The sequence below is a fragment of the Streptomyces sp. NPDC037421 genome (genome assembly GCF_055602105.1).
Genome location: NZ_JBVJWV010000001.1, coordinates 96,524 through 109,785, shown reverse-complemented (window position 1 = coordinate 109,785; position 13,262 = coordinate 96,524). Strand labels below are relative to the sequence as shown.

Here is a 13,262-nt window from a genome sequence, read left to right as displayed (position 1 = left end):
CTCACCGGACCAGAGCTCCCGCCCGCGGCCGGGCCGCGGCCGCCGTGGACACGGCCGTCGCCGTCGCGTCGAGATGGGCCAGAACGCGATCCCGCAGCCCCCCGCTGCTCTCCTTGAGCACGTCGTGCCCCAGGCCCGGCAGGATCCGCAGCTCCGCCCCCGGCGCGTGGCGTGCCAGTTCCCGGGCCCCCGGCACCAGTTCGGAGTGCTCGCCGCAGACGATCAGCGCCGGGCAGCGCAGCCGGGCGTAGTCGGCCGGGGTGAAGGTGCGGCTCCCGGCGATGTCGTCGATCAGGGAGGTGCGGTTGAGCAGGTCGTCGGCGATGGCGGTCAGGTGCGCCGCCTTGCGCAGGCGCAGGCCGAGCAGCTCCGCCGGTACCGGGCTGTCCTCCAGGCTCAGCGCGGCCGCCGACAGGGTGTCCACCATGTTCTCCACCCACGCCCCGCTGAGCGGCGGTTCGAGGAGGGTGAGCCCGGTGACCAGGTCGGGCCGGGCCAGTGCGGCGTGCAGGGCCAGGGTGGCGCCGTAGCTGTTGCCGACCAGGTGCACGGGACGCCGGCCGAGGCCCAGCGAGCCGAGCAGCCCGAACAGGTCCCGTACGGCGGTGCGGCTGTCGTAGCCGTCGGCCGGGCGCTCGGTGCGGCCGTGGCCGCGCAGGTCGTAGAGCAGCACCTCGTGCCCGGCCCGGGCGGCCGGCAGGGCCACCGGGCAGTAGAAGGAGGACAGGTTGTCGACGACCAGGCCGTGCAGGAACACCACCAGGGGCCGGCCGGTACCGGCGGCCGGGGCGGCCGGGAGCCGCTGGACGTGGAAGCGCAGGCAGCCCGCGCGGACGAAGGCCATGGCGGGCTCAGCCGGCCACGGCGGCGGAGGAGACGGAATTCCCCGACGCGCCGCGGGCGAGGGAGGCGTGCGTGATCCGCCCGATGTGGGTGACGAGCTCACCGACGGACATGGCGAGGATGGCGTCCATGTCCTTCTCCGCGAGGAAGCCCATCAGGTCCACCCCGGCCCCGTAGCGGTGGTGCAGGGCCTCGGCGAGGGCGACGAACTCGATGCTCTCCAGGGCGAGGTCCTCGTTGAACGTCGTCTTCATCGTGACCTCGTCCGCGAGCAGGTACTCGTCGCCGACGATCTCCACCAGCATGCCGGTGATCTCGGCGAGGATGTCATTTCCCATGGCGTGTCTCCGTGAGGTGGAAGGGGGCGGTGGGCGGTGTGCCGTCGCAGGTCCAGGCGACGACGTGGCCGGGCGGCGGGGAACCGAGCAGGGTGGTGCGTACCGGGTACGGGCGGCCGTCCGGGGACCGCACGATCAGGGAGCCGTCCCCGGAGAACGGGTCACCGTCCGGGTCCGCGGACACCCGCCACTCCCTCGGCCGGCCGCCGAGCCCGCCGCCGTCCGCTTTGGCGGCGGCCTCCTTGGCGCACCACAGGGCGGTCAGCGCGGCCGGCAGGCCGCCGCCTCCCCGGGCGCCCGCCCAGGTGCCGGACAGTGCCTCGGCGAGGGCGAGCTCCCCGGGCCCGAGCGCGACGCGGACCAGGGCGTCCGGGTCGGCGGCCACCGGCTCCACGTCGATCCCCACCGCCCGGCCGGGACGGGCGAGGGCGACGGCGATCCGGTCCTTGTGGGCGATCGTCAGCCGGAACCCGGCGGCGAGCGGCCCCAGCGCCAGCGGGCGGCCCGCCGGATCGTTGCCGACCGGCACCTCCGCCGGGAACACCGGTCCGGCGCCGCCGTCCCACAGCAGCTGCCGCAGCGCGTCCTTGGCCGCGATCCGGCCGAGCAGCCAGGGCCCCCGGGCCCGCGGCGACAGCCGCTCGTACGCCGCCCGCTCGGCGGCGTCCAGGTACCGGCGCATCACCAGCTCCTGCGAGGCGGGGTCGCTCCAGCGCCTGCGGGCCAGGCACCAGCCACCGGACTGCGGTTCGCCGATGCCGCACACCTCGGGGGTGAACTTCATCGGCCAGACGCGTTCGTCGGCCCCGAACCGGCGGTAGGTCCACCCCTCGATCCGGGCCCACACCCCGCCGTCCGCCCGGCGCAGCTCGACGTCCCCGCGCACGGTGACGTCCTGGACCTCGCGGACCCGGGCCGTGGCCCGGACGAGCCCGTCCGCGGCCGGCGGCGGCCCGTAGAAGCGGACGCGGTCCACGGTGGCGGGGAACACCAGCCGGTCCACGGGCAGGCTCAGCTGCATCCAGTGCCCGAACAGCTGGCCCGCCGCGTCGAGCAGGGCCCCCGGGTCGGGGAGCGCCTTCAGCACCCCCTCGATCCCGTCCGAGCCGACGCTCCGCACCTCGTGCACGCCGGCGAAGCGCGGGCCGTGGAACATCCACCGGTCCCGGTAGAGGGCGGCGGCGCTGACCGGAGCGGGCCGCGGGTCGCGCAGGGGCGTCGTGTCGGGGCCGGGCGGCGCCCCGTACCGCTCGCCGAGCAGCACGACCGCCGAGGCGTACTCCCCGATCGTCACCCGGAACCGGCCGGGGCCCTCGCCGCGGACGAGGACCTCGACGTCCAGGGCCGGTTCGACGGGCAGCCACCGCAGGGCGCGTACGTCCTCGTAGCCGGTCACCGCCAGACGGGCGGGCGCGTACCGCCGGGCGGCGTCGGCCGCCAGTTCCAGCATGGTGGTCATCGGCACGACCGGGAACCGGTCGGAGTCCTCGGGCCAGCCGTCGGGCTGGAGGTACACGCAGTGGTCCCGTACGCCGGGCAGCGCGGCGAGCGAGAGCCGCAGGGTGTACTTCCCCGTGGCCCTCCCCGCGCCGTGGACGCCGGGTCCCGTGCCGGGTCCCGTGCCGGGCGCTGCGGCGGACCGCCTGCCGGGCTCGGTGCCGGGCCTCGTACCCGGGCCCGCGCCGGGGTGCGTGCCCGGCTCCGCGCCGTGGTCCGTGCCCGGGCCCGCACCCGCACCGAACCGGGGGCCCGGTCCGGACGGTTCCGGCGGGCGGGCGGCCGTCCACGCCTCGGCGACGCTGCGCGCGGCGGAACGGGTGTCGTCGAGTACCGCGTCGAGGGCTGACAGCAGGACCGGCCGGACCTGCGGCAGGGCGGCAGCCGGACCGTGGCCGGGGGCCGTGGCCGGGGTGAGGAGTCCGCCCAGGGACGCCCGGGCCGCATCGCCGAGCCGGACCAGCGGCGACCCGAGGTCAAGGCGCATCCCGCCCGCCCCCGGCCCGGCAGGCGCGGACCGCGCCCGGCGGGGTCCGGCGGGGGCGGCCTCCGCCGCCTCGGCCTCGGCCTGCGCTGCCGCCGTATCGAGCCCGGCCCGAGCCGCCGGTGTCCCGGCCCCGGCCCGCGCCGTCGGCGTACCGGCCCCGGCCCGTGGTGCTTCGGCCTCGGCCCGCGCCGGTGGCGCCTCGGCCCCGGCCCGCGCCGCCGGTGTCCCGGCCCCGCCCTGCGCCAGGAGTTCCCAGCGCGGCGCGTGTCCCTCCGCCCAGAGCGCGGCGCAGGTACGGGTCAGCGAGGCCAGGCCCGACAGGCGGGCGGAGGAGGTGGAGACCGCCAGGTGGGGCCGGTCGCGGAGGGTGTCCTCGACGAAGCCCGGCAGACTGCCGGGGCCCAGGGTCACGAAGCTGCGGACGCCCTGCTCCTCGTACAGGCGCAGCGTCAGCTCGCGGAAGCGCACCGGCTCCAGCAGGTGGCGCACCACCAGCTCCCGTACGTCCCCCGGGGCGGCGGGGAACGGTGCGCAGGTGGTGGCCGACCACACCGGGACGGATCCCGGCTCCAGCGGCAGCCGGCCGAACGCGGCCCGGACCTGGCCGAGGTAGGGCTCCCACATCGGGGTGTGGAAGCCGGAACGGAACGGCAGCTCCTGCCCCAGGACCCCTTCGCCGCGCAGCCGGGCGGCCGCGGCCGCGACCTGCTCCGGGTCGCCGCAGATCACCGACTGGTGCGGACAGTTGTCATGGCTGACCACCACCGCGTCCAGCCCGTGCAGCGCCGCCCGCGCCCGCCCGGCACCGCAGCCCAGCGCCGCGTACACGAGGTCCGGGACCTTGAGGGAGCCGGGACGCAGCGAGTCGAGGAAGGCGTCGGCCGCGTCCTCGGGGTACATGCCGGCGGCGACCATGGCCGCCCACTCGCCCAGGCTGTGGCCCGCCAGCACGTCGGCCCCGATCCCGAGGGCGGGCAGCACCCGGGCGTGGAAGCGGCCCGTCGCGATGGCGTCCAGGGCCCGCTCGATCAGCGAGCCGCCCCGGGTCAGGCGCGGCCGCTCCATGCCCAGCCGGTCCGCGACGTCGTCCAGCACCGGGGCGAACTCCGGCTCCAGGCCCGGGAACAGGAACGCCACCCGGCCACCCAGCGGCTCCGGGCTGAACCACACGTCCCCCCGCCCCCGCCAGGGCCGGCCCCGGGCCACCGCCTTCGCGGCCAGCGCGAGCCGCTGCGGCGTCGGCCCGGCCACCGCGACCCGGCAGGGCCCGTCCCCGCCGGACTCCGGCGAGGGCCCGGCCAGCAGGGCCGACAGTTCCGCCGGGGTGTCCGCCGCCAGCAGCAGTACGCCGCCCCGCGCGCCCGCCCCCACGGGCGCGGCCCCGCCGCCCAGCGCCAAGAACCGGCGCACCGGGGGAGCCGCCCGCCCGGTGGCCGGAGCCTCCTCCAGCACCACGTGCGCGTTGATCCCGCCGAAGCCGAAGGCGTTGACCCCGGCCCGGCGCGGTGCCGGACCGCGCTCCCACGGCTCGGCGGCCGTCACCGGCCGCATCCGGGTCCGGGCCAGTTCCGGGTGGGGGTCCTCCAGGTGCAGCGTCGGCGGCAGCACCCCCTCGTGCACCGCCAGCGCGGCCTTGATCAGCCCGGCCATACCGGAGGCCTGCATGGTGTGCCCGAGCGCCGACTTGACCGACCCGAAGCCGATCCCCGGCCCCGCCGCCGCCCCGGGCGGCCCGAACACCCGGGCCAGCGTGTCCAGTTCGGCGGCGTCCCCGACCGGGGTCCCCGTGCCGTGCGCCTCCAGCAGCCCCAGCGCCCCCGGCGCCCGCGGATCCAGCCCGGCCTCCCGCCAGGCCCGCTCCAGCGCCCGTACCTGGCCCGCGACGAGGGGGCTCATCAGGCTCGCCGCCCGGCCGTCCCCGGCCACCCCCGTTCCGCGGACCACCGCGTACACCCGGTCGCCGTCCCGCTGCGCGTCCGCCAGCCGCTTCAGCAGCACCACCCCGGTGCCCTCGGACAGCAGCGTCCCGTCGGCCGCGCGGTCGAACGGCCGGATCCGCTCGCTCGGACTGAGCGCCCGCAGCTGAGTGAACACGCTCCACAGCGTGGCGATGTGGCAGTGGTGCACCGCCCCCGCGACCACCGCGTCGCACCGTCCGGACGCCAGCAGCCCGACCGCCTGGTCCACGGCCAGCAGCGAGGAGGCACAGGCCGCGTCCAGGGTGTAGGCGGGGCCCCGGAAGTCCAGCCGGTTCGCGGTCCGGGCGGCGGTGAAGCTCGGCACCAGACCGATCGAGGCGTCCGGCCGCTCCGGGCCCAGCGCCTCCTGGAAGGCCGACCGCACCTCCGCGATCCGCCGCTCACCCAGCTCGGGCGCCAGCTCCCGCAGGGTCTGCGCCAACTGGTGTGCCGTACGCACCCGTTGGTCCAGCCGGGCCGTGGCCACCCCCATGAACCCGCCGCGCCCCAGCACCACCCCGATCCGCGACCGGTCGGCCGGCAGCCGCTCCTCGCCGCCCGCGTCCGCGATCGCCTCGGCCGTCGCCCGCAGGGCCAGCATCTGGTCCGGCTCGGCCCCCTCCACGGCCGCCGGCATGATCCCGAACCGGGTCGGGTCGAACCCGGCCAGGCCGTCGACGAAGCCGCCGCGCCGGCAGTAGAACCGGTCGCCGGCCGCCGGACCGGAGGCGGCGTCCGGGTCGTAGTACACCTGCGGGTCCCACCGCTCCGGCGGCACCTCGCCGATGCAGTCCGTACCCGCGAGGAGGTTGCGCCGGTACGCCGCCAGATCGCCGGCGCCGGGGAACACCGCGCCCATCCCGACGACCGCCGCGTCGGTCGGACGCGGGCCGCGCCCCAGCCGCTCACTCATCGCCCCGCCCCTCCTGTGAGGCGGCCGCCAGGACCACCTGTACGTCGTCCCCGTGCGCGAGTTCGGCGAGGAACGCGGCGGCCCCGGCCTCCGGCGCGATCAGCGGGATCCCCCGCCGGGCGTACGCCCGCTCCAGCTCCGGGGTGACCATGCCGCCCGCCTCCGCCGCCCAGGGCCCCCAGTCCACGGACAGCACCCGGCCGGGGAAGGACTCCGCCCAGGTGTGCGCGAGCGCGTCGAGGGCGTCGTTGGCGGCGGCGTAGTCGCTCTGGCCCCGGTTGCCGTACACACCGGCGACACTGCCGAACAGGGCCAGGAACCGGGGCGCGGGCCCCTCCCCGTGCTCGGCGGCCGCGGCCGCCAGGTGCCGGGCGCCGGCCACCTTCGTGGTGAACACCTCCGCGAAGTCCGCCGCCCGCTTCTCGCGCAGAAGCCCGTCCCGCAGCACCCCCGCACCGTGCACGATCCCGTCGAGCCGCCCGTGCCGGGCGCGGACGTCCGCCACGACGGCCCGTACGGCCGCCCCGTCCGTGACGTCCGCGCAGTGGTAGCGGACGGAGGCCGCCGCCCCGGCGAGTCCGTCCAGAGCGGCCCGCACCTCCCGCGCGGCGAGGATCCGCGAGGCGGCCGCCTCGATCTCGGCCGGGGTGCGCAGCCCCGAGGCGATCAGCGCGGCCCGCAGCGCCACCCGGTCCCGCGCCTGCCCGAACGCGTCCTCCCCGGGCGGTGGTTCGGGCGTACGGCCGAGCAGCTCGACGTGGCACCCGGTGGCGCGGGCCAGCGCGAGGGCGGTGCGGGCGGTGATCCCGCGGGCCCCGCCGGTGAGCAGCACCACCGCGTCCGGGCCGAGCGGCAGGTCCTGCCCGGACGCCTCCAGTGCGGCGGGCACCGCCCGGCGGGCGAAGCGGGTGCCGTCCGTGGCGTACCCGACGGAGGCGCCACCCCCGTCGGAGGCCCCACAGGCCAGCTCGGCCAGGAGCAGCCGGGCGGTCCGCTCGGGGTCCTCCTTGGGGTGGACCTCCACGGCGCGGACCAGTGTGCCGGGGAACTCCAGCGCCGCGCTGCGGGCGAACCCGTGCAGACCGGCCCCCGCCGTCCCGGGCGCGGGCGCGGTGACCAGCAGCAGCCGCCCCGCCCCGCCGGCCAGGGCCTGCCGCAGCCCCTCGAAGGCCCCGGGCAGCACCGGCTCGGCCCCGGCCCGCAGCGCGGACAGGTCGACGATCCCGTCGAACCCGGCCTCCGCCCCGGCGAGGAGCCGCACCTCGGCACCCAGCTCCCGCAGCGCCCCGCCGAGGGCGGGCGCGAGACCCTGTCCGTCCTCGACGACCCCGATCCGCAGGCCCCGCAGGGCCTCCGGGTCCCCGGCGGCCGCGGCCACCGGCACCGCCTCGACCCGCAGCCGCGCGAGCGGTGCCGGTGCCGGCGCCGCCACGGGCTCCGGCCCCGGGGCAGTGGCGGAGCCGGCGGCCGCGCGGGAGACGATCCAGTCCACGATCCCGCGCAGGGTCTTGATCCGGGACAGCTCCTCGACGGCGGAGCCGGTGGAGCCGCCCGGCTCCTGCGGGAGTCCGATGCGGTCGGCCAGGGCCCCGATGATCTCCACCCGCTTGATGGAGTCGACGGACAGGTCCGCTTCCAGGTCGAGTTCCGGGTCGAGCATGTCCCGGGGGTATCCGGTCCGGGCGTGGACGATCTCCAGGACCGCGTCCATCACCTCCTCGGCCGTACGCGGCGCGGGGGCCTCGGCCACGACGGGCACGGGCACCGGCACCGGCGCAGGAGCGGCGGCGGCGCCGGCGTACGGCTCGCGCGGCCCGGCCCCCGCCGGACCCGCCCCGGGACGCGCGGGGGCCGACGCGTCCAGGTACCCCAGCAGCACGGCCCGCTGTGCCTCGACCAGTTCGCGCGTCCCGCGCAGGTACTCCAGTACCGCCTCCTCGCGGCGGTCCCCGCCCGACGGCGCGGCGTCCGCCCCGGCCGGCAGTGCCACCCGCCGGGCCGGCCGCAGCCCCCCGGCGACCGGCACCCCGTCGGCCGTACGCACCAGGTGCCCGTCCACCAGCCAGCCCGGCCTGCCCGGCGCCCGCTCCGGCAGCCGCCGGGTCCGGCCCCGGAACAGCTCCTCCGGCTCCACCGGAACCCCGGCCGCGGCCAGTTCGGCCAGCGCCGTGACCAGCCGGGTCAGGCCGTGCTCGCCCGGCACGTCCAGCGGGACCACCGTGTGCGGCCGGTCCCCGAGGATCCGGCCGACCAGCCCCGACAGCACCCGCCCGGGCCCGGCCTCCACGAAGGTCCGCACCCCGGCCGCGTACATGGCCTCCACCTGCTCCGTGAACCGGACCGGCTCCGCCACCTGCCGGGCCAGGAGCTCCCGTACGGCATCGGCGCCCGCCGGGTACGGGCCGGCCGTGGTGTTCGACCAGACCGGTACGGCGGCCCCGGCCATCTCCGTGGCGGCCAGCTCGGCGGCCAGCGCCCCGGACGCCCCCGCGACCACCCCGCTGTGGAACGCGCAGGCCACCGGGATCGGCTCCGCCGCCAGTCCCGCCTCCCGCAGGGCGTCCACCGCCGCGGCGACCGCCGCCGTCGGACCCGAGACGACGCACTGCCGGGGCGCGTTGTGGTTCGCCACCACGCACCCGGCGCGTTCGACGGTCTCCCGCACCTCCTCCGGGGCCGCCGGCACCGCCGCCATCGCCCCCGGATCCGCCCCGGCGGCGGCCAGGATCGCCTCGGCGCGCCGCGTGCTCAGCCGCAGCAGGTCCGGCGTGCCGTACACCCCGGCCGCCCACAGCGCGGTGAGCTCCCCGTACGAGTGCCCGGCCACGCAGTCCGGCCGTACGCCGAGCCGCCCGAGCAGCAGGTGCGCCGCCGCCCCCGCCAGCCCCAGGGCCGGCTGGGCCACCCGGGTGTCGGTGACCGCCGCCCGCTGCGCCGCCCGCCCCCCGGCGCCGAAGGCCGCTGGCGGGAACATCGCCGACACCACCGTCCCCGGCGCCCCGTCCAACAGCCCGCGCAGCGCGGGGAACGCCGTGAACAGCTCGCCCAGCATGCCCGGGCGCTGGCTGCCCTGCCCGGGGAACAGGAACGCCAGCAGACCCGGACCGGCCGTCTCCTCCCGTACGTGGACCCCCGCGCCCGGCTCGAACGCCCGGGCCCGCTCCAGCCGGGCGGCCAGCTCGTCCACGTCGGAGGCCACCACCGCGACCCGTACCGGTCCCGGCCCCGACGCGGCGGCCTCCGCCGCCAGGTCCCGCAGGCTCCACGGCCGTCCGGCCGCGTCGTTCTCCTCCAGCCGGGCCGCGAGCCGCGCCATCGCCCGGCCGGCGGCCCGCCGGTCCTCGCCGCGGAAGCAGAACAGTTCGGCCGGCCACTCCTCCAGCCCGTGCCCCGGCTCGGCGGCCCCGGCGTAACCGGCCAGCACGGCGTGGTAGTTGGTGCCGCCGAAGCCGAACGCGCTGACCCCCGCGATCCGCCGCCGCGCCGGCAGGGCCCAGGGGCGGGCCCGCTCGTCGAAGAAGAACGGGCTGGTCCCTTCCTCCCAGGCCGGGTTGGGCGTGTCGATGTGCAGGGTGGGCGGCCGCACGCCCGCGTGCACCGCCCGGGCCGCCTTGATCAGCCCGGCCAGTCCGGCCGCGCACTTGGTGTGCCCGAGCTGCGACTTGACCGAGCCCAGCGCGCATGACCCCGGCACCGCACCGGATGCGGTGAACACCTCGGTCAGCACGGCCAGTTCGGTGCTGTCACCGACCACGGTGCCGGTGCCGTGGGCCTCGACCAGGCCCACCTCGGCCGGGGAGACCCCGGCCCGGGCGTAGGCCCGCTCCAGTGCCCGGCGCTGGCCTTCGGGCCGGGGCGCGGTCAGGCCGAGCGACCGGCCGTCGCTGGCGGCGCCGACCGCCTTGACGACCGCGTACACCCGGTCGCCGTCCCGCTCCGCGTCCGCGAGCCGCTTGAGCACCAGCACGCCCACGCCCTCGCCGAGCGCGATCCCGTCGGCGGCCGAGTCGAAGGGCCGGCAGCGTCCGCCGGGGGACAGGGCGCGGACCGAGGAGAACATCAGGTAGTCGTTGATCCCGTTGTGCAGGTCCGCCCCGCCGCACAGCACCATGTCGCTGTCCCCGTCGCGCAGTTGGCGGCAGGCCAGGTCCAGCGCGGCGAGGGAGGAGGCGCAGGCGGCGTCGACGGTGCAGTTCGCGCCGCCCAGGTCGAGCCGGTTGGCCACCCGCCCCGCGATGACGTTGGCGAGCACCCCGGGGAAGGAGTCCTCGGTCAGCCGCGGCAGCTGCTCGTCCAGGCCTTCGGGGACCGAGCCCAGGTAGCCGGGCAGCAGCGACCGCAGCCCGTAGGCGCCCGCCAGCTCGGTACCGGCCTCCGCCCCGAAGACCACCGAGGTCCGCGAGCGGTCGAACTCCCGCTCCCGGCCGTAGCCGGCGTCCCCGAGCGCCCGCGCCGAGATCTCCAGGGCGAGCAGCTGGACCGGCTCGATCCCGGCCAGCGACGCGGGCGGGATCCCGTGGGCGAGGGCGTCGAAGGGCACCGGGCCGAGGAAGCCGCCCCAGCGGGAGGGGGTGCGCTCGCCCGCGCGGGCCGGGTCGGCGTCGTAGTACAGCGTCGGGTCCCAGCGCTCGGCCGGCACCTCCGTCACGGCGTCCGTGCCGTCCAGGATCCGCGCCCAGTAGCCGGCCAGGTCGGGGGAGCCCGGGTAGGCGCAGGCCATCCCCACGATGGCGACGTCGAGCGGGTCCGGCGCGGCCTCCGCCTCCGCCGGCGGCGAGAGCTCGGCGGCCCGCCGCTCCAGGAACCGGGTCGCCCCCTCGGTCACCTGCGCGTGCAGCGCGGCCACCGTCGTGGCCCCGGAGCGCAGGGTGGCGGCCTGCCCGAGCATGAACAGCCCCTCCGCGTACTGCTGTTCCTCGCCGACCGGCTCGAGGGCGCGCCCGTCGCAGGCGCCCGGGGTACGGCGCAGGCCCTTGCTGGCGATCCGCAGCCGGCCCAGGTTCAGCCGCTCCAGCTCCTCCCACACCTCGCGCTGCGGGGTGCCGTCCCGCTCCAGCCGCCGCCGCGCGGCTTCGAAGGCCTCGGCGTAGGGTGTCGCCGCGCAACGGGTGGCGTGCCCGGGAGCGGTGTGCAGCAGCACGGTGTCCGCGCATTCCACGGCCGTCCGCTGGAACACCGGCTGCACCGCCCCGCAGGCCACGGCCTCCTCGGTGAACAGGTAGGCGGTGCCCATCAGTACGCCGGTCCGCGCGCCCCGTCCGGCCAGCTGAGCGGCGGCCGCCACCACCATGGCGGCGGAGCGCTCGTCGTGGATGCCGCCCGCGAACAGCACGTCCAGGGCCTGTGGTTCGGGGCAGGCCAGCAGCCGCTCGATCTGCTCCTCCCAGAGCGGGAACGAGGCGCGCGGCCCCACGTGCCCGCCGCACTCCATCCCCTCGAACACGAACCGCCGCGCCCCCTCGGCGAGATACCGTTCCAGCAGTCCGGGCGACGGCACGTGCAGGTGCGTCCGGATCCCGGCCGCCTCCAGCGGGGCCGCCTGCGCGGGGGTGCCGCCGGCGATGACCGCCCACGGCGGGCGGGCCCCGGCCACGGCCGCCAGCTGCTCCCGCCGCAGCTCCTCCGGGGCGAAGCCCAGCAGGCCCACGCCCCAGGGGCGGTCCCCGAGCCGTTCGGCGGTCTCGGCCAGGAGCCGGCGTACGTCCGGGCCCTCCATCACCGCGAGCGCGAGGTACGGGACCCCGCCCCCGGCGGCCACCGCCTCCGCGAAGCGGGCCTGATCGCTCACCCGGGTCATCGGCCCCTGCGCGACGGACAGGGCGCGCTCCGGCGGCCGGGCCCGTACGGCGGCCTCCAGGTGCCCGGTGACGGCCGCCCGCACGGCCCGGACCACCCCGCCCGTGGTGCGGTGACGGGCCGCCAGCCGGGCAGCCGAAGCCCCGTCCTGGCCGACGGGCAGCAGCTGCGCCCGCAGGCCGCGGGCGCCCAGCAGGGCGGACACCGGCCCGGCGGGGGGTGCGGGCAGGCCGGGGCGGGTGAACACCCGGTGCCCGTCCAGCAGCCGGGTCTCCGAGCCGTCCATGGCCCGCAGCGCCGCGGCCACTTCGGCGGGCAGCGCCTCCTCTCCCTCGGCGGTCAGGGCGAGTTGTACGTCGAGCACCACCCCGGCGGCGCCGCCCGCCACGGCCGCGGCCGCCGTGTGCGGCCCGATCCCGCCCAGGGCCAGCACGGGCACCCCGGGCCCGGAGCCCGCCAGGAGCTGCTGGAGCAGCACGAAGGTGGTGGCCCCGCCGACCCGGCCCCCTGCCTCGTGGCCCTTGGCGACCAGCGTGGACACCCCGGCGGAGACGGCCGCCGCGGCCTCGGTCCGGCTGGTTGCCTCCGCCCAGACGCGGGGCCGGCCGGGCGCCGCGGCCCAGGCGGCCACCTGCTCCCGGGTGTGGGCGGCCGGGTCGGCGAGCAGCACGGTGTCGACCTCGGGCGGCAGTTCGCCGGGGCCGGTGGGGCACCCCGGGGGGACCCGCACCCCGTACCGGCCGCCGCCGCCTCCCGCGCCGCTCCCGCCCCCCAGCCGGCGGGCCAGTTCGGCGAAGGCGCGCCGTGCGGCGTCCGGGTCCCGGCCGAGGTCGAGCAGGCCGAGGGAGCCGGCGCGTTCGGCCGCGGTCACGATCGCCGGGTTCGGCTCCTCGAACGGACTGACCGCGACGACCAGTTCACGGGCGGCGGCGGACTGCGGGTGCGGGAGGGTCACGAGCGCTCCTCTTCCAGTGCTGTGTGACATGGCGCAGTACAGGGCGGAAGAACGGGGGAGAGCGATGAGGAAAGGGCGGTGCCGGTCGTGCGGGTGGCGCCGGGCGCGGCCCCGGCCGGGCGGCGCGACCGGCTTGAACCATGGTCAAACGCCCGGACGCCGCGATGCATCGTGCGGGGGGCACCGCACACTGTCAACAGCCATACGGAATACGCTGCTTCGCCCCGCCCGGACCTCCGGCGCACCCGGCCGCCGCCCCGGCCGGGCCTGCCGCGGGCCCCCGCCCCGCCGCTGGCCTGCGCCTTTCCCGGCCGGGCGGACGGGCCCCGCGCACGGGTCGGCGTAGGGCTTCCGGCCGGGCTCATGCCGCCCCGGCATGTCTTGCCGCCGAGCCGGTATGGAGCCGACCCCGGACCCGGCGGCAGTTGTTCACCCACCGGCCCTTACAGGTCCATGCTCACGCCGTTACCGTCCG

General features: G+C 78.1%; 4 protein-coding genes. All 4 read right to left on the bottom strand.

Annotation, left to right across the window (positions count from 1 at the left end):
- Nucleotide 1: 1 nt before the first annotated feature.
- The 4 genes from ACZ7IF_RS00445 to ACZ7IF_RS00430 are packed head-to-tail and all read right to left on the bottom strand — an operon-like array spanning nucleotide 2 to nucleotide 12,787.
- A complete protein-coding gene (locus ACZ7IF_RS00445) occupies nucleotides 2–844 on the bottom strand; it encodes an alpha/beta fold hydrolase (RefSeq protein WP_470960883.1) in 843 nt (280 codons plus the stop codon).
- A 7-nt stretch (nucleotides 845–851) separates the two neighbouring features.
- The gene (locus tag ACZ7IF_RS00440; RefSeq protein WP_470960881.1) at nucleotides 852–1,181 is read right to left on the bottom strand and encodes an acyl carrier protein; all 330 of its coding nucleotides are present in this window, start codon (nucleotides 1,179–1,181) and stop codon (nucleotides 852–854) included.
- Entirely contained in the window at nucleotides 1,171–6,036 is a 4,866-nt protein-coding gene (locus tag ACZ7IF_RS00435; protein ID WP_470960879.1) for a type I polyketide synthase, read from the bottom strand. Before ACZ7IF_RS00435 ends, ACZ7IF_RS00440 begins: the two co-directional genes overlap by 11 nt.
- Nucleotides 6,029–12,787, bottom strand: a complete 6,759-nt coding sequence (locus ACZ7IF_RS00430) for an SDR family NAD(P)-dependent oxidoreductase (RefSeq protein ID WP_470960877.1) — start codon at nucleotides 12,785–12,787, stop codon at nucleotides 6,029–6,031. The genes ACZ7IF_RS00435 and ACZ7IF_RS00430 overlap by 8 nt, the downstream gene beginning before the upstream one ends.
- Nucleotides 12,788–13,262 lie beyond the last annotated feature (475 nt).

Bases quoted from the DNA above. Each gene is read 5' to 3' on its own strand.
- ACZ7IF_RS00435 (WP_470960879.1), bottom strand. From the start codon at position 6,036: ATGAGTGAGCGGCTGGGGCGCGGCCCGCGTCCGACCGACGCGGCGGTC.
- ACZ7IF_RS00440 (WP_470960881.1), bottom strand. From the start codon at position 1,181: ATGGGAAATGACATCCTCGCCGAGATCACCGGCATGCTGGTGGAGATC.
- ACZ7IF_RS00445 (WP_470960883.1), bottom strand. From the start codon at position 844: ATGGCCTTCGTCCGCGCGGGCTGCCTGCGCTTCCACGTCCAGCGGCTC.